The organism is Hymenobacter sp. BRD128 (genome assembly GCF_013256625.1).
In the GTDB taxonomy this organism is placed as follows: domain Bacteria; phylum Bacteroidota; class Bacteroidia; order Cytophagales; family Hymenobacteraceae; genus Hymenobacter.
In genome coordinates, this window is sequence record NZ_CP053908.1 from 2131510 (window position 1) to 2147113 (window position 15604).

Annotated in this window: 15 protein-coding genes; 7 read left to right on the forward strand and 8 right to left on the reverse strand. The window is 65.6% G+C overall.

What is annotated here, in order from left to right:
* Nucleotide 1: 1 nt before the first annotated feature.
* On the forward strand, nucleotides 2–829 hold the full coding sequence (locus GKZ68_RS09415) for a LytTR family DNA-binding domain-containing protein (RefSeq protein WP_173113675.1): 828 nt from the start codon (nucleotides 2–4) through the stop codon (nucleotides 827–829).
* Here GKZ68_RS09415 and GKZ68_RS09420 read toward each other — a convergent pair.
* From GKZ68_RS09420 to GKZ68_RS09440, 5 genes are all read right to left on the reverse strand, one after another.
* Nucleotides 826–1260 (reverse strand): hypothetical protein, encoded by a 435-nt coding sequence (locus GKZ68_RS09420; RefSeq protein ID WP_173113678.1) that lies wholly within the window; start codon nucleotides 1258–1260, stop codon nucleotides 826–828. The genes GKZ68_RS09415 and GKZ68_RS09420 overlap by 4 nt on opposite strands.
* Before the next feature lie 135 nt (nucleotides 1261–1395).
* Nucleotides 1396–2247 carry a LytTR family DNA-binding domain-containing protein gene (locus GKZ68_RS09425; protein WP_173113681.1) on the reverse strand — a complete coding sequence of 284 codons (852 nt, stop codon included), beginning with the start codon at nucleotides 2245–2247 and terminating at the stop codon, nucleotides 1396–1398.
* A gap of 27 nt (nucleotides 2248–2274) precedes the next feature.
* Nucleotides 2275–2763 carry a hypothetical protein gene (locus tag GKZ68_RS09430; RefSeq protein WP_173113684.1) on the reverse strand — a complete coding sequence of 163 codons (489 nt, stop codon included), beginning with the start codon at nucleotides 2761–2763 and terminating at the stop codon, nucleotides 2275–2277.
* A gap of 36 nt (nucleotides 2764–2799) precedes the next feature.
* Nucleotides 2800–3924, reverse strand: coding sequence for a sensor histidine kinase (locus GKZ68_RS09435; RefSeq protein WP_173113687.1), 1125 nt, complete (start codon nucleotides 3922–3924; stop codon nucleotides 2800–2802).
* Nucleotides 3925–4004: 80 nt separating this feature from the next.
* Nucleotides 4005–4706 (reverse strand): hypothetical protein, encoded by a 702-nt coding sequence (locus GKZ68_RS09440; protein WP_173113690.1) that lies wholly within the window; start codon nucleotides 4704–4706, stop codon nucleotides 4005–4007.
* A 247-nt stretch (nucleotides 4707–4953) separates the two neighbouring features.
* Here GKZ68_RS09440 and GKZ68_RS09445 point away from each other — a divergent pair, with 247 nt between their 5' ends.
* Nucleotides 4954–6093 carry an acyltransferase gene (locus GKZ68_RS09445; protein ID WP_173113693.1) on the forward strand — a complete coding sequence of 380 codons (1140 nt, stop codon included), beginning with the start codon at nucleotides 4954–4956 and terminating at the stop codon, nucleotides 6091–6093.
* Between the two features lie 233 nt (nucleotides 6094–6326).
* On the opposite strand, the gene GKZ68_RS09450 is transcribed toward GKZ68_RS09445, so the two are convergent.
* Nucleotides 6327–8564: a TonB-dependent receptor gene (locus GKZ68_RS09450; protein WP_173113696.1), complete on the reverse strand. Its 2238-nt coding sequence runs from the start codon at nucleotides 8562–8564 to the stop codon at nucleotides 6327–6329.
* A gap of 204 nt (nucleotides 8565–8768) precedes the next feature.
* Here GKZ68_RS09450 and GKZ68_RS09455 point away from each other — a divergent pair, with 204 nt between their 5' ends.
* A complete protein-coding gene (locus tag GKZ68_RS09455) occupies nucleotides 8769–10112 on the forward strand; it encodes a PAS domain-containing protein (RefSeq protein ID WP_173113699.1) in 1344 nt (447 codons plus the stop codon).
* A gap of 149 nt (nucleotides 10113–10261) precedes the next feature.
* Nucleotides 10262–10612, forward strand: coding sequence for a hypothetical protein (locus GKZ68_RS09460; protein ID WP_173113702.1), 351 nt, complete (start codon nucleotides 10262–10264; stop codon nucleotides 10610–10612).
* Between the two features lie 55 nt (nucleotides 10613–10667).
* Here GKZ68_RS09460 and GKZ68_RS09465 read toward each other — a convergent pair whose 3' ends face one another.
* Nucleotides 10668–10916: a hypothetical protein gene (locus GKZ68_RS09465; RefSeq protein WP_173113705.1), complete on the reverse strand. Its 249-nt coding sequence runs from the start codon at nucleotides 10914–10916 to the stop codon at nucleotides 10668–10670.
* 94 nt (nucleotides 10917–11010) lie between these two features.
* On the opposite strand from GKZ68_RS09465, the gene GKZ68_RS09470 reads away from it, so the two are divergent.
* Nucleotides 11011–12360: a YfcC family protein gene (locus tag GKZ68_RS09470; RefSeq protein ID WP_173113708.1), complete on the forward strand. Its 1350-nt coding sequence runs from the start codon at nucleotides 11011–11013 to the stop codon at nucleotides 12358–12360.
* Between the two features lie 99 nt (nucleotides 12361–12459).
* Nucleotides 12460–12993 (forward strand): YfiT family bacillithiol transferase, encoded by a 534-nt coding sequence (locus GKZ68_RS09475; protein ID WP_173113711.1) that lies wholly within the window; start codon nucleotides 12460–12462, stop codon nucleotides 12991–12993.
* A 77-nt stretch (nucleotides 12994–13070) separates the two neighbouring features.
* On the opposite strand, the gene GKZ68_RS09480 is transcribed toward GKZ68_RS09475, so the two are convergent.
* Nucleotides 13071–13937, reverse strand: coding sequence for a tetratricopeptide repeat protein (locus GKZ68_RS09480; protein ID WP_173113713.1), 867 nt, complete (start codon nucleotides 13935–13937; stop codon nucleotides 13071–13073).
* 203 nt (nucleotides 13938–14140) lie between these two features.
* On the opposite strand from GKZ68_RS09480, the gene lpdA reads away from it, so the two are divergent.
* A complete protein-coding gene (gene lpdA / locus GKZ68_RS09485; protein ID WP_173113716.1) occupies nucleotides 14141–15535 on the forward strand; it encodes a dihydrolipoyl dehydrogenase in 1395 nt (464 codons plus the stop codon).
* The last annotated feature ends 69 nt before the right edge of the window (nucleotides 15536–15604 follow it).

Below are 15604 nucleotides of genomic sequence, written 5' to 3' on the forward strand. Positions count from 1 at the left end.
CATGTCCCCGCTCCGCATTCTCATTCTCGAAGATGAATACCCCGCCGCCGAGCGCCTGCGCCGCCTGCTAACCCAGGCCGCGCCCGAGGCCGAGGTACTGGCCGTGCTCGACACCGTGGCGGGGGCCGTGGCCTGGCTAGCCACCCAGCCCGCGCCCGACCTTATTCTCAGCGATATCCAGTTGGCCGACGGGCTCAGCCTCGACGTGTTTGCCCAAACGGTGGTGCGCAGCCCGGTCATCTTCACCACCGCCTACGACCAGTACGCGCTGCAAGCCTTCCGGGCCAATGGCATCGACTACCTGCTCAAGCCGCTCAAGCTGCAGGAGCTGCAAGCGGCCCTGGCCAAGTTTTTTGGGCTAAAAGCGACCAGCAGCGAGGTGGAAACTAAGCCTCCCGCTGCGCTGGCATCAGTCTTCGACTCCCAGCTTTCGGCTGTGAACTTCCCGCTTGAGCGCCTGCTCGATGCGCTGCCCCAGCCGCGGCGGCCCTACAAAACGCGGTTTCTGGTGCGGCAGGGCGAGAGCCTGCTGCCGCTGCCCACCACCGAGGTGGCCTGGTGCTGGAGCCGCCACGAAACCGTGACGCTGGCCACCCACGACGGCCGCCGCTTCGTGGTCGACTACACCCTGGAGCAGCTCGAAGGCCTGCTCGACCCTAGCCAGTTTTTTCGGCTCAACCGCCAGCTTATTGCCCAGCTGCCGGCCGTGCGCCGACTGGTGCCGCACTTCGGCGGCAAGCTGCTGGTAGAGCTGGCCCCCGCCCCGAGCGATGAGATAGTGGTGAGCAAAGAAAAAGCCAGCGCCGTAAAGAGCTGGCTCGAAGGCTAGTAAAGCCCCTGCTGGTAGTGCAGCCAGTCCAGGGCCGCCTCTTCGCTGGCAAAGAAATAAGGGTACACGTCGTGCCGGGCGCAGGCGCGCTGTATGGCCTGCGAGCGGGCACTTTCGGCCGCAGTCTGGTGGCGGGCACTGAGCAGGCAGGCAATAAATACCGGCTGGCCCAGCGCCGCCCGCACCGGCGCCGCAAACTCGGCGCTAAACCAAGCTCCAAAACTGGGCATGTGCCAATTGCGCTGGCGCATATCGAGCAGCCAGTAGCGGCAACCGGCGTGCGCCTGAGCCTGGGCCAGCAGCTCGGCGTAGTGGCCGCGCAGGTCAGCATCGAGCACCGGGGTTGGCCAGCGGCCCCGCAGCAGCTGCGTCGCCGCGTCGTAGTGCAGGTAAAAGGTAGCCGGCTCGGTAAGCGTAAGGGTTGCTGGCATAGCCAAGGGAAAGAATACTGGACAACAGACACGGGCCGGCATCCAAAAAATTCCCAATAATTTTCTATTTCAATTTTTCTTAAAAAGCTGTTTGAGTTGGCTCCGGGCGCGGGTGCGGCCACCCCAAGTAATTTATCAGCGGTCGAGCCAGCTTTTGAAGACGCCGACTTTGTCGCGGCTTACCAGCACGGGGCCTTCGCTCTCGGGCGGCGCCGGCTTCAGAATGGTTTGCAGCCGCGAGTTGGTGTAGTGAATAATATCGTGAATAGCGGCCTGCCGGGCCAGGTAAGCGCGGTTGAGCCGAAAAAACTGGCCCGGGTCGAGCAGACCTTCGAGCTGCTCCAGGGTGTAGTCGACCACGTACTTGCGGCCGTCGGTGCTTTGGAGCAGGGTAGTTTTTTCGAGGCTGAAGAAATACGCTACCTGCTCCACGGGCACCACCTTGAGATGCTCGCCCACGCGCACCACAAACTGGCTCTTGTAGCTGGCCGGCGGTTGCCGCAACTGCTGCACCAGGGCCGCCAGGGTAGCCGCATCGAGCACCGGCGCCGCTGTTTTTGTACTGGAAACCGAACTTTTTATACTATCCCATTTCCTATCTTCTTCATTCTTAGATTTATCAGCAGGACCCAGCCGTTGCTGCAGCTTAGCTACGGCCGCGCGTAGCTCCTCCTCATCAATGGGCTTGAGCAGGTAATCGACGCTGTTGACTTTGAAAGCCCGCACGGCATACTGGTCGTAGGCCGTGGTGAAGATGACCGGGCAGGTCACGCGCACCTGCTCAAACAGCTCGAAGCTGAGGCCGTCGGCCAGGTGAATATCCAGAAACAGCACGTCGGGCGCGGGGCCGGCTTGCAGCAGCGCCACGGCCTGCGCCACCGACTCGGCGGGGCCGAGTATTTCAAAGGGCACGGCCTGCTTGCCGAGCAGGCTAGCCAGGCGGCGGGCCGCCAGGGGTTCATCTTCAACGAGTAGGGCTCGGAGCATCGCAAGAAAAAGGAAAAGGAGCGGACCCTAGCGGCGGGCCGCCAGGCTGTCGCGCAGCTGCCAGATGCGCTTGCTCAGGGCCGCCGCGTGGTAGAAATAATTAGTTTGGGCCAGCTGCGCCACCTCGCCTTCGGCCGAGGTAGCTAGCCGAAACGTGATGGTGCGGCTGTGCAGGTGCTGCGCGGCGGCTAGCCCCGGCTGCAGGCGCACTTGCAACGTAGCCTCGAGCAGCGGCTCAAAATTGGGGGCCAGCACCACCGGCCGCAGCTGCTGCAAGGCGGGCAGCAGCGGCCGCAACGCCGCCGGCGCCCGCACCTCAAACGGGCGACTCTGGCCCGGCTGCAGCGGATACACGGTAATGCTTTCTATATCGGCGGGCTGGGCGTGGCGCAAGGCCTGCGCCACGGCCACCCGGTCGTTGGGCGTCGCGCCGTTGCGCACCAGCAGCCACCCGATGCCGGTGGCCACCGCGCCGCACAGCACCAACAGTAGTTCCGGATAGCCACGTTTTAGCATGTTTCAAAAAAGCTGGGCCTAGCCTTGTGTCGCGCCCTACAAAGCCAGCAGCGGCAAAGTAACCACGAACTCCTCGCCCACCGGCCCGGCGGCCACCGGGCGCGGCGTGAGGAAGGCGTAACGGGCGCGCAGGTTGGCCAGGCCCCGGCCCGAAGCCTCATCGGCGGGCAGGCGGCGGGGGCGCCGGGTGTTGCGCACGGTGAGAGTAGCGGCAGCCACATCCACGGCCACGCGCAGGTGCAATGGGCTGGCCTGGTAGGCGGTATTGTGCTTGAGGGCGTTTTCGAGCAAGAGCTGCAAGGCTAGCGGCGGCAGGAAGAGGCTGGCCAGCGCGGCGGCGGGCGGCCGGTCGAACTCAACTTGCAGGGCCTCGTCGAGCCGGGTCTTTTGCAGAAAAACGTAGGCCTCGGCAAAGGCCAGCTCGTCGGCGAGCGGCACCAGCTCTTGGCTCTGGCTGTCGAGCACGTAGCGGTACACGCTGCTGAGCTGCCGGATGAAGCGCACGGCGCGCTGCGGCTCCTCCTCCACCAGGCTGGTGAGGGCATTGAGCGAGTTGAAAAGAAAGTGCGGGTCGACCTGCCGGCGCAGCGAGTCGAGCCGGGCCACGGCCGATTCTTTTTCGAGGCGCTCGGCCCGCACGGTGGCTTCGCGCCAGGAGAGCAGAAAAGAGCGCGAGTGCATAAAGAGCGACACCACGACGGTAGTGGCCAGCGGAAAAGCCGAGCGCTCCCAGAAGCCGTGCCGCAGCGTGTAGCCCAGCGGCCGGTGGTAGAGCACCAGCACCGTGAATTCGCCCATCACTACCAGCACCAGCAGCGAGGCCAGCAGCGACACCCCCACCGTGAGCAGCAGCCGCCGCATGGGCTGCTCGCTCCAGCCGGTGCGCAGGTTGAGGGCATCGGCGGTGTAGGCATTGGCAAACCAGAGCCCGACCGAGTAGCAAAACGAGATGCCCAGCGATAGGGCGTAGCCCCGGGGGTCGCGCCAGGGCGGCGGCGAAAACAGCAGCGCGGTGCCGGCGCACACCAGCACTAGCCACTTCAGCACCCGGCCGAAGGCGCGCACGTTAGGGCGCGCCACTGCGGTTACCCAGGGCGTGCCAGCGGGGGCCTCAGCGGCGTAGGGAGGGCGGGCAGGCGCGGGCGGCAGCAGCGTGGGCATGGCACTAGGGAAAGAAAACGAACTAAAAGTAGCCCCGCCCGGCCTACTACCGGGCGGGCCAAGCCGCGGGCGCCCGTGGCCTAGCGGGTGGGCTGGCCGGCGGCGGCGGCGTAGGCTTTGAGCCGGGCCTGCACCTGGCTTTGGCCCCAGCTGGGGGCTAGCGGGCCAGCCGGCCGGAAGGCGGCAAACCGGGCCCTGGCTGCCTCATAGAGCGGCTGGGCGGCTGCCGGCCCGCCGCCGAAGTTGACGGGCGTGTAGTACAGGTTATTGGCCCCGATGAGGTAAGGACGCGGGTTGGCGGGGTTGATGGCCTGGGCCTGGTCGGCGGCTTCCTGCGCCTTGGCCGAGTACTCCTGCGCCCGCACCCCGGGCTCGACGCTGAGCCGGGCCTGGTAGAGGTAGGCGTGCAGGGCCAGCAGCTCCGACTCGTCGCCGTGCAGGCGCTGGGCCTGGGCCAGGGCGGCCTCGGCCTGGTCGAGGGCGTTGTCTTTGGCCGCGCCACCTTCTTTACCCGTGAAGGCGCTGACGACTAAGGCGTAGGCCTGGTAGTAGCGGGGCAGCCAGTCGGCCGGGGCCACGGCGGCGGCGCGCTCCAGCTTGGCGGCCAGGGCCTGCAGCTCGGCAGCATCACCGGTAGTCATCACCTGCGCGATGGTGGCACCAAGCTGCTCGGTGTAGCCGGCGGGGGCAGCAGTGGCTTTGGCGGCCGGGGCCGCCGTGGTTTGGGCAGTGGCGCCGAGGCTAGCGGCGGCGAGGACGAGGGTAAGCAGCAGCTTTTTCATGACTCAGAAAGGGGAAAAGGTGAGGTGAGCGGGTTGGTGCTTCAAAGGTGGCTAGCCCCTGCTGCCCCCTAAAATGCGCGTTGCCGAAGCACCCAAAGCCACCCCCCAAACCGCCCGAAACCGGGAAGAAGCGTTGGCCCGATGGAAGTGCGCCAGCCAAGCGCCGGCGCGCCAGTACTTTCGCCAGGCGCGGGCCGGCGGCTAGCGCCCCAGGCAGCACCGCCGCTTCTTTACCTTGAATTCTCTCATGCAAGCTCAACTACTGCCAGCAGCACAACCCACTGCCCTGAGCACGAAGCCGCACTACGCCATTCTGGACGGCCTGCGGGGCGTGGCCGCGCTCACGGTGGTGGCGTTTCACTTGTGCGAAGCGCACGCCACCAGCTACCTCGACCAGGTCATCAACCACGGCTACCTGGCCGTCGATTTCTTCTTTCTGCTCTCGGGCTTCGTCATCGGCTACGCCTACGACGACCGCTGGGGCCGCCTCACGCTGACGGATTTTTTCAAAGCCCGGCTCGTGCGCCTGCAGCCGATGGTGGTGATGGGGATGCTGGTCGGGGCGCTGGGCTTCTACTTCCAGGCCTCACCGCTGTGGCCGGGCATCGCCCAGGTGCCGGGGTGGAAAGTGCTGCTGCTCCTGGTTATCGGCTCTACGCTGCTGCCGGTGCCCCTTGCGCTGGATATCCGGGGCTGGCAGGAAATGCACCCGCTCAATGGCCCCGGCTGGTCGCTGTTTTACGAGTACATCGCCAACCTGCTCTACGCCTTGGGCGCGCGCAAGCTGCCTAATGCGGCGCTGGGGGTGCTGGTGGCGCTGGCCGGCGCGGCGCTGGTGCACCTGGCCGTGACGAGCCCGGCGGGCGACGTGGTAGGCGGCTGGGCGCCCGACCTCACCGGGCTGCGCTTTGGCCTCACGCGCATGCTGTTTCCGTTTTTTGCCGGGCTGCTGCTTTCGCGCACGGCTAGCCTCACGCGCCTGCCCAACGCTTTTTTGTGGTGCAGCCTGCTGCTACTGGCGGTGCTGGCCCTGCCGCGCGTGGGCGGCCCTAGCCGCTTGTGGCTGAATGGCTTGTATGAGTCGTTCAGCATCATCGCGGTTTTCCCGCTCCTTGTGTGGCTCGGGGCGGGCGGGCAGCTGGCGAGTGCCGGCGCTACGCGGCTGTGCAAATTCTTCGGCGACATTTCGTATCCGCTCTACATCACGCACTACCCGCTCATTTACATTTACACGGCCTGGGTAAGCCGGCACAAGGTGCCGCTGGCGCAGGGCCTGCCGTGGATGGTTTTCACGTTTGCCGCCGCCGTGGGGCTAGCCTACGCCTGCCTCAAATTCTACGACGAGCCCGTGCGCCGCTGGCTGCGCCACAAGGTATTGGCTGCGTAGCTAGCCGCCATAAAAAGAAGGCGCCGGGCAAAGCCCAGCGCCTTCCCGGCATCCTTTTCCGCACAGGGCTTTCCCTAGTACCAAGCTGCTGATGCCGGCGGCGGGCTTTTTCGCCACGCGGTGGAATGATTTATTTTTAGGCAATTAAAAACAGCTGTCATTGCGAGCACCGCGAAGCAATGACAAACAATTATTACTTCATTATCTCCTCTCCTTTTTTACCCCATTACTTACTAGTCGGGCGCTACCGACGTATCGCCGGGGCTCTTCTTATTAATCGAGATGAGCAGGGCGGCCACCACCAGCTGGGGGGCTAGCTGGCGCACGGGCACGGCGGCGTACTGGCCGCTGGCATCGGGCGCGGTGGCGTAGCGGTAGCCAAAAATATTATCGCGGCCCAGCACGTTGGTGGCGCTCAGGTGCACGATGGTGAACTGGCCGGCCAGGTGCGTGAGGTAGCTCAGGCTCAGGTCGAGGCTCTGGAAGCTGGGGGTGCGGCCCTGGTTGTAGCCCGGCTGGTTGGGGTCGAAGTAGGCGCGCGGGCTGCCGTAGGCCAGCGTGCCGCTGAGCTGGGTGTGCAGCCTGCCCAGCCAGTACTTGCCCACCATGCTCAGGCTGTGGGTGGCGGCGAAGGTGGGCACAGCCCCGGCCAGGTCGGCGCGGGCCTGGCGGCGGGTGTCGAGCAGGCCGTAGCTCACCCAGAAGTCGATTTTCTTAAACGTCTGGTAGCGGTCGCGGAAGAACACGTCGAGCCCGCGGGCGTAGCCCTGGCCGGTGCTGGCGTAGCGGCTGGCATCGAGCACGTTGTAAGCATCAAAGCGGGCGAGCTGTTGGTAGTCTTTATAATACAGCTCGGCGCGCAGCGTGCGGCTAGCGGTGCTGCGCTGATAGCTCAGAATGTAGTGCGCGGCCCGCTCAAAGCCCAGCGCGGGCTGCACGCGCAGCAGGTCGTTGGTAGGCGTTTGATAAAATAACCCGCCCGCCGCCGACAGCTGGCTGCCGGCCCCCAGCTGCCAGGCCAGGGCCAGGCGCGGCGCCAGGTTGGCCCTATTCAGCAGGGCCGAATATTCGCCCCGCACGCCCACCCGGCCAGAAAGACGCGGCGCCAAGCTCAGGTCGCTTTCGCCAAACCCGGCGGTGCGCTGCTCCGCGAAGCCGGGCGTATAGACCGGCGCATCGGGCGTGGCGTGGTAGCGCAGGTCGTAGCGCTGCGTGGTAGCCTCGGTGCCCAGCTTGAGATTATACCAGGTGCTGGCCGAGTCGTTGGTGAGCACGAGGCGGGCGGTGGCGGTCTGCTCGGTTTCGTCGATGAGCTGCGGCTCGGGGCGCACGGCGTTGTGCTCGCGGCCCAGGGCTAGCCCGGTATTCAGGCTCCAGCCGCGGCGCAGGGCCGCGCGGTAGGTGGCGTTGAGGTAGTAGTTGTCGTTGCGCAGGGCCGTGAGGCGGCCGGCCAGGGCAAAGGCGGCCTCGGGGTCGGGCTGGCGGGTGGCTACCTGCTGGCTGGCGTAAGTAGCGTAGATTTTCAGCATCCCGGTTTCGCCGGTGCGGTGGGCCAGCCGCAGGGCGCCGCCCAGCCGCTGCGGGGCCTGCTCCCAGCGCTGGTCGGGCGCGGTGAGGCCGTAGTAGGGCGTCAGGTTGGTATAATCTACGTTGGCCGAGGCAGCAGTGCGCTCCCAGCGCCGGGTGCGGCTGAGGGCGCCGCCCACGCTCAGCAGCGAGATACCGGTCTGGGTTTCGGGGTCGAGGTCTATCGAATTGAGGCTCACCACCGCGCTCAGCGCCTGCCCGTACTCGGCCGAGTAGCCGCCGGTGCTGAAGAGCGTGCCTTTAAACAGCGTGGGCGAAAACCGCCCCCGGGCCGGCACGCCGCTCACGGCCCCGCCGTAGGGGCTGGCCACGGGCAGGCCGTCGAGGTAGGTGCGGGTTTCGGAAGCCGCCCCGCCGCGCACGAAGAGCTTGCCCTCCTCGCCCACCCGGGTGGTGCCGGGCAGGGTAGTAAGGGCCGAGGCGATGTCGGCATTGGCGCCGGCCGTGGTCAGAATATCGAGCGGCTTGAGCACGGCGGCGCGCCGGGCATCGCTGGCCTCGAAGGCGCCGGCCAGCACCACCACGTCGCCCAAGGCGGCACGACTTGCGCGCAAGTGGCAGGTGGGCAGGGCTAGCGGGCCGCCCCCGGCCGGCAGGGCCAGGGGCGTTTCCTGCCATTCGTAGCCCACCAGCGTAATTACCAGCGGCAGCGTGCCCGCGGCTGAAGTAGTGAAGCTGAACCGCCCGAGCGAGTCGGTGGTGGCACCATCGAAGGTCGTTTTCAGAAATACGTTGGCGCCCGGCAGCGGGCGGGCGGCCGCGTCGAGCACCGTGCCGCTGAGGCGGGTGAGGGCGCGGGCGGCGGGGCTAGCCAGCGGGCGGCTTTGGGCCAAGGCCAGGGCCGGGGCACACGTGAGCAGAGCGGCAAGTAAAGCAGTTTTCATGGGGCCGGCGGAGAAGGCGAATGACTAACCCAAAGGTGCCGGCCCGGCCCGGCGGCTTTCAACTAAAAGCTACTGAGCCAGCAAAAGGGCGCGCCGAACCGTTGGCCGCGCCGGTTGAGCGGGGCGCCGCAACGCAGGCGGTGGCTAGCCGTTCAAATGAGCAGCATGCTTACCTTTCGCCCCGCTCTCAGCTTTCCTACCCTTATGCCCGCCCCTGCGCTCCCCGTCGATTACCAGAAGGTTTTTCATTCGCTGCCCGAAAATTTTCTGCTCATCGCCCCCAACCCGGAGGCTACCATCCTGGACAATACCGACAGCCACGTAGCGGTGTCGCTCAAGAGCCGCGAGGAGGCGGTGGGCAAGCCTTTTTTTGAAGCCTACCCGGCCAGCGACGAAAGCGGCGCGGCCCAGATTCGGGAGTCGCACGAGCACGTGCGGCGCTACCTCGAGCCGCACACCATGCCGCTCATTCGCTACGACCTGGCCCGCCCCGCCGAGCAGGGCGGCGGCCTGGAAGAGTTTTACTGGCAGGCCACGCACTACCCCATCGTCGATGCCCAGGGCCAGCTGCAATACATTTTGCAGCGCACCCAGAACGTGACCGAGCAGCTGCGCGCCGCCCGCGCCGCCGCCGAAACCCAGCAGAAGCTGGCCGAAGAGCAGGAGCGCACCCGCTTCATCCTCGAAAACCTGCCGGTACTCATCTGGACGGCCACGCCCGACGGCCGGCGCGACTACTTTAACCCGCGCTGGCTAGCCTTCACGGGCCGCGAAATGAGCCAGGAGCTGGGTGAGCAGTGGCTCGACAACCTGCACCCCGACGACCGCCAGCGCGTGTACACCCAGTGGATGCAGTCGGTGGCGGCCGGCACCCCCTACCAGGTCGAGTACCGCCTGCGCCGCCACGACGGCCAGTACCGCTGGATACTGAGCCGCGCCCACCCCCGCCGCGATGCCGAAGGCCAGATTAACCTGTGGGTGGGCGGCGCCACCGACATCCACGACCAGAAGATGATGGTGCAGGAAATTCTGGAAGCCAACGAGCAGCAGGCCAACCTGGCCGAGCAGGCCTACCAGAACTACCAGCTGGCCCAGCAGCAGCGCCAGTCGCTCTACGCGTTGTTTACCAACGCGCCAGCCCAGATTGGCATCGTGCGCGGGCCCGACTTCCGCTACGAGTTTGCCAATGCCAGCTACCAGGCCGCCATGGGCGGGCGCGAGCTGGTGGGCCGCACCGTGGCCGAGGCCGTGCCCGAAATAGCCCAGCTTGGCCTGCTCGACACCCTCAACGAGGTGTATCGCACCGGCCAGCCCTACGAAGCTCACGAAGTGCCCCTCGATTTTCGCCAGGAAGACGGCCAAATGCGGCCAGCCTACTTCACCTACATCATCCAGCGCTTCGAGGAAAACGGCCAGCCCGCCGGCCTCACCTCCTACGCCTACGAGGTAACCGAGCTGGTGCGGGCCCGCCAGGCCCTGGAGCACTTGCAACGCCCAGCAGACGGCGCGGCTCCTACTGTCGCAACCACGCCCCCGCCGCAGCCGTAATTCGGGTAGTTTGGCTGTTAATTTGCTAGGCGGCAGGCACAGCGCCCGAGACTCGTCTATTCTCTTCGCTAAACCACCCTAGCTAAGCAATTGGCCACCAGGCTGCTGCTCACTCCTCATTTCTGCCGCCTGTCTTTTTTCTCCCCTCTATGGAGCTTACCGCCCTCGACTTTCAGCAAGCCCGCGTGAAGCAGGTATTGTTTAAGTCGCGTTTGCGCTCGGTACTCTACGGGGTCCGCGAGGCCGAGCCCAGTTTGTTTACGCTGCAAGAAAACCCGCTGGGCCAGTGGGTCAATATGGTACTCAAGCCGCAGTATGGCCAGCGGCCCGAAGTAGCCGGCATCGAGCGCCTGCTGCGCCAAACTCTCGATACGGGCCAGTCGCTGGTGCGCCAGCACCAGCGCGGCGAAATGGAGCAGGCCCGCGCCGGCCTCGAACAAATCGAGCGGCTAGCCAGCCAAATCGACCAGCTGCTGACCTCCGTAGAGCACGGCGCATAGTTTTTCTTACCTCCTACAGAAAAAGCCCGGCTTTCCACAGCTGGGCTTTTTGGTGCTACCGGCCCATTTCGCCTAGCGAGATTAGCGGCAGGTAATCGCTGAGGCCGCTGGGCCGGTCGAAGACGTGGATGAACAGGATGGCTTCGTCGCCCCGGCTGCGCCACACTTCGGCGTAGAACGTTTCGATGGCAAACAGGCACAGGTCAAAGCTATCCTCGGTGCGCACGGCCAGGGGCTGGCCGTGCCGGGCCAGGTGCGCGGCCTGGTGGCGCTGGTGCAGGTTTTTGAAAGCGGCAATCGTCATAAGGCTATCCCGAAGATACACCCGAAGGGCTACCCGGCTAGCGGCTAGCCCGGCTGGCTGGCCCCGCGTGGGTCGGGCGGCGCAACTTTGTGGCATGAAGTCGTTTCGCTTTCCGCACCCGCTGGTGCTGCTCACGCTGTTTATTATCCTGGCCGCCGCCCTCAGCTACGTGCTGCCGGCCGGGCAGTTTGCCCGCCGCCCCAATGCCGCCACCGGCCGCGAGGTGGTGGTACCCGGCTCGTACCAGCGCCGGCCGAGCACGCCCGTGAGCCCGCTGCAAGTAGCCGTATCGGTGCCCAAAGGGCTAGCCGACGCGGGCGCGGTGGTATTCCTGATTTTTCTGGCCGGCGGCGCTTTCACCGTGGTTGACCAGACGGGCGCGCTGCGCTACGGTGTCGATTGGCTGCTGCGCCACGCGCAGGGGCGCGAGGTGGCCATTATTCCGCTCGTATCGCTGCTGTTTGCCACAATGGGCGCCCTCGAAAATATGGGCGAGGAAATAATTGCCCTCGTGCCGGTGCTGCTGGTGCTGATGCGCCGGCTCGGCTACCCGGTGCTCACGGCGGTGGCGGCTAGCCTGGGGGCGGCTATCGTGGGCGCGGCGTTCAGCCCCATCAATCCCTTTCAGGTGGGCATCGCCCAGCAACTGGCGCAGCTGCCGCTGCTGTCGGCGGCGGGCTACCGGCTGGGGTTTCTGGCCGTGGCCCTGCTTATCTGGACCGGCGGCACCCTGCGCCACGCGGCCCGCTACCGCACCGTGCCCGACGCAACCGCGCCGGATGCGGCCGCCGACGCGGCGGGGGCGGGCCGGCACGGACTGGTGCTGCTGCTACTGCTGGCGGCCTTCAGCTTTTTTGCCTACGGCGTGGTGCGCCTGGGCTGGGATTTCGACCAGATGTCGGCGCTGTTTCTGGTGCTGGGCATCGGGGCGGGGCTGCTGGGCGGGCTAGGCCTCACGGGCACGGCCGAGGGCTTCGTGGCGGGCTTCCGCGACATTGCGTTTTCGGCTATTCTCATTGGGTTTGCGCGGGCCATTTTCGTGGTGCTGGCGCAGGGGCACATCGTCGATACCATTGTGCAGGGGCTAGCCGCGCCGCTGGCTCACCTGCCCGTGGCGCTGGCGGCCCTGGGTATGCTGGGCGTGCAGGGTGCCCTGCACCTGCCGGTGCCCAGTGTGAGCGGCCAGGCGGTGCTCACCATGCCGCTGCTGGTGCCTCTCTCCGACCTCATTGGCCTGCCCCGGCAAGTCACGGTGCTGGCCTACCAGTACGGCGCTGGCCTCACCGAGCTGCTCACGCCCACCAACGGCGCGCTCATGGCTATGCTGGCCGCCTGCGGCGTGCGCTACGACCAGTGGCTGCGCTTTGCCGGGCCGCTTTATGGCCTGCTGCTGGCGCTGGGGGCGGCCGGCGTGCTGCTGGGCATCTGGCTACGGTTGGCCTAGCTGAGTGGCTGAGTGGCCGCCCCTGGCTAGCTTGCCATTGTAAATTGCTTTTCTCATTCGCAATCCAAATCCAGCAGGCTAGCCCCTGCTTCCTGCTCCATGCCTGCTCCCGACCTCGACCCGCTGCGCTACCCCGTGGGCCTGCCGCAGCTGCCTACCGCGCCCCTCACGCCCGCCGAGCGGGCGCCCTACCTCCAGCAGCTGGGCGGGCTGCCCGCCCAGCTTACGGCCGCCGCCCGCCGCGTGGGCGGCGAGCGCCTGCAGCTGCCCTACCGCCCCGGCGGCTGGACCGGCCGCCAGGTCATCCACCACGTGGCCGATTCGCACCTCAATGCCTACACGCGCTTTCGGCTCGCCCTCACCGAGGATAATCCTACTATCCGGCCCTACGACGAGGCTGCCTGGGCCGAGCTTCCCGATGTGGCGGCCACGCCCATTACCGTGTCGCTAGCCTTGCTCGAGAGCCTGCATAGCCGCTGGGGCACGCTATTGCACCACCTCAGCGAGGCCCAGTGGCAGCGTACCTTCTACCATCCCGGTAACCATAAGACCTCTACGCTCGACCAAACGCTGGTGCTCTATGCCTGGCACGGCCGGCATCACCTGGCCCACCTCGAGCTGCTAGCCCACTAGGCTGCGCCAACGCAGAAGCAGGCCGCCTGGCTATTAGTCGGCCGGCCTGCTTCAGGCAGGAATAAACACAAGCGCGGCTACTTTTTGGTGGGCCGCACCATGCTGCTGCCTTTGCCGTAGCGGCGCAGGCTTTTTTCGGCTTCCGGGTTCAGCTTGGCAGCTTTTTCCAGGTCTTTGCGCGCCTCTTTCATGCGGTCGAAGCTGGCGTAGCTGATGCCCCGGTACTCGATGGCATCGGCGTAGAGCGAGTCGAGGGCGATGGCGCGGGTAAAGTCGGCCACGGCCGGCTTATACTGGTACATCTGCATCTTGGCCACCCCCCGGCCAAAGAAGGCTTCCTTGTCATCGGGCCGAAACTTAACGGCACCGCTAAAATCATTGGCGGCTGCCTTATACTCTCTCAGCATCAGCTCGTTCACGCCCTTGTTGTAGTACACGTCGGGGTTGCCGCGCATGGTGCGCAGGGCGGCCACGTAGTCGGATTTGGCTTCTTTATAATTCTTGAGATTGGAATACGCCCTGGCCCGCTCGAAGTGGGCGCGGGCATCCTTGGGTCTGGTCTGGAGCACGAGGTTGGCGCGGGCCAGCTGGTAGCGGTAGTCGGCGGTGCTCATCTTGCGCTCAGCAGCGCGCTCGGCCGAGGCGGCGGCGGCCGACAGCGCGGTGGGGTCGGCCACGGCCGTGGCCGCCTCAGGCGAAGGAGCATCGAGCGCTTCGGCCGCTACGGCCGGGGCCGCACCGGCGGCAGCCGGGTCGGGCGTGGGCAGGGAGGTAACGTCGGTAGCCGGCGCGGTGGTCGTAGCGGCAGTGGGGGTGCTGCGCGTAGCGGCTGCGGCCGAAGAGCCAGCCACTGGCCGGTCGGTCTCGGTGGTGGTGGCGCAGCCGCTGGCTAGGGCCAGCAGCACAAGCGCGGCCGGAGCATAAGTAGTAGAAAACGACTTCATTAGCGAAAAAAGTAAGCAGGCCGGCCGGCTAGCTCGCCGGCACTTCGCCCCTTCTACGGAAAAGCCCGGCTAGGGTAACGCCCAAAAGGAAGCGCCGCCCCAAAAAGTCGGCCGAACCGCCAGCCCGGCGTCGGGGTTATCTTTGCCGGCCCCGGCCCGGCTGGTGGCCTTTTCTATTTCATTCCTCCGTTTAAGTTAACCTCATGGCATTGCAATTTGACCTGGTAGTAATTGGCTCAGGGCCCGGTGGGTACGTGGCCGCCATCCGCGCCGCGCAGCTGGGGCTGAAAGTAGGCGTGGTGGAGCGCGAAAGCCTCGGTGGCATCTGCCTCAACTGGGGCTGCATCCCCACTAAAGCCCTGCTCAAAACCGCCCAGGTGTACGAGTACCTCCTGCACGCGCAGGACTACGGCCTCAGCGTGGGCCAGCCGGGCTTCGACTTCGGGGCCATCATCAAGCGCAGCCGGGGCGTGGCCGACGGCATGAGCAAGGGCATCAACTTCCTGTTTAAAAAGAATAAAATCGAGGTCGTAAACGGAACCGGCAAGCTGCTGGCCCCCGGCAAGGTGGAAGTGACCAAGGCCGATGGCACCACCGAAACCGTGGAGGCCAAGAGCATTATCCTGGCTACCGGTGCCCGCGCCCGCCAGCTGCCCAACCTGCCCATTGATGACAAAAAAATAATCGGCTACCGCAAGGCCATGACCCCCGACAGCCTGCCCAAAAGCATGGTGGTGGTGGGCTCGGGCGCCATCGGCGTCGAGTTTGCCTACTTCTACCGCTCGCTCGGCACCGAGGTCACCATCGTGGAGTACCTGCCGCGCATCGTGCCCGTCGAGGACGAGGAAGTATCGCGCCAGATGGAGAAATCTTACCGCAAGCTGGGCATCAACATCCTCACCAGCGCCGAGGTAACGAAAGTGGACACCAGCGGAGCGGGCTGCAATGTCTTTATCAAAACGGCCAAGGGCGAGCAGCAGATTGCCTGCGACGTGGTGCTGAGCGCAGTGGGCGTGCAAACCAACCTCGAAAATATCGGTCTCGAAGAACTCGGCATCAAGACCGAGAAGGGCCGCGTGCTGGTCGATAACTTCTACCAGACCAGCGTGCCCGGCATCTACGCCATCGGCGACATCATTCCGGGCCCGGCGCTCGCCCACGTGGCCTCGGCCGAGGGTATTATCTGCGTCGAGAAAATCACGGGCCACAATCCCGAGCCGCTCAACTACCAGAACATTCCCGGCTGCACCTACGCCCAGCCCGAAATTGCCAGCGTGGGCCTCACCGAGGCCGAAGCCAAAGCCAAGGGCTACGACATCCGGGTCGGCAAATTTCCCTTCTCGGCCTCGGGCAAAGCCTCGGCCGCCGGCGCCAAAGACGGCTTCGTGAAGGTGATTTTCGATAAGAAATACGGCGAGTGGCTAGGGGCCCATATGATTGGGGCCAACGTGACCGAGATGATTGCCGAAGTGGTAGTAGCCCGCAAGCTCGAAACCACCGGCCACGAGATTATTAAGTCGGTGCACCCCCACCCCACCATGAGCGAGGCCATCATGGAGGCCGCCGCCGCCGCCTACGATGAGGTAATTCACTTATAAAAAGTTGTAATCTTCGCTGAAAAGCCGGCCTACTGCGTAGGCCGGCTTTTTTTACATCTATATTTGAAA

What these genes read in the sequence shown, in the direction of transcription:
- GKZ68_RS09475 (WP_173113711.1), top strand. Translation starts at nt 12,460, where the DNA reads ATGCCTGCTCCCGACCTCGACCCGCTGCGCTACCCCGTGGGCCTGCCG.
- GKZ68_RS09440 (WP_173113690.1), bottom strand. Translation starts at nt 4,706, where the DNA reads ATGAAAAAGCTGCTGCTTACCCTCGTCCTCGCCGCCGCTAGCCTCGGC.
- GKZ68_RS09455 (WP_173113699.1), top strand. Translation starts at nt 8,769, where the DNA reads ATGCCCGCCCCTGCGCTCCCCGTCGATTACCAGAAGGTTTTTCATTCG.
- GKZ68_RS09465 (WP_173113705.1), bottom strand. Translation starts at nt 10,916, where the DNA reads ATGACGATTGCCGCTTTCAAAAACCTGCACCAGCGCCACCAGGCCGCG.
- lpdA (WP_173113716.1), top strand. Translation starts at nt 14,141, where the DNA reads ATGGCATTGCAATTTGACCTGGTAGTAATTGGCTCAGGGCCCGGTGGG.
- GKZ68_RS09420 (WP_173113678.1), bottom strand. Translation starts at nt 1,260, where the DNA reads ATGCCAGCAACCCTTACGCTTACCGAGCCGGCTACCTTTTACCTGCAC.
- GKZ68_RS09435 (WP_173113687.1), bottom strand. Translation starts at nt 3,924, where the DNA reads ATGCCCACGCTGCTGCCGCCCGCGCCTGCCCGCCCTCCCTACGCCGCT.
- GKZ68_RS09470 (WP_173113708.1), top strand. Translation starts at nt 11,011, where the DNA reads ATGAAGTCGTTTCGCTTTCCGCACCCGCTGGTGCTGCTCACGCTGTTT.
- GKZ68_RS09480 (WP_173113713.1), bottom strand. Translation starts at nt 13,937, where the DNA reads ATGAAGTCGTTTTCTACTACTTATGCTCCGGCCGCGCTTGTGCTGCTG.
- GKZ68_RS09450 (WP_173113696.1), bottom strand. Translation starts at nt 8,564, where the DNA reads ATGAAAACTGCTTTACTTGCCGCTCTGCTCACGTGTGCCCCGGCCCTG.
- GKZ68_RS09425 (WP_173113681.1), bottom strand. Translation starts at nt 2,247, where the DNA reads ATGCTCCGAGCCCTACTCGTTGAAGATGAACCCCTGGCGGCCCGCCGC.
- GKZ68_RS09460 (WP_173113702.1), top strand. Translation starts at nt 10,262, where the DNA reads ATGGAGCTTACCGCCCTCGACTTTCAGCAAGCCCGCGTGAAGCAGGTA.
- GKZ68_RS09415 (WP_173113675.1), top strand. Translation starts at nt 2, where the DNA reads ATGTCCCCGCTCCGCATTCTCATTCTCGAAGATGAATACCCCGCCGCC.
- GKZ68_RS09445 (WP_173113693.1), top strand. Translation starts at nt 4,954, where the DNA reads ATGCAAGCTCAACTACTGCCAGCAGCACAACCCACTGCCCTGAGCACG.
- GKZ68_RS09430 (WP_173113684.1), bottom strand. Translation starts at nt 2,763, where the DNA reads ATGCTAAAACGTGGCTATCCGGAACTACTGTTGGTGCTGTGCGGCGCG.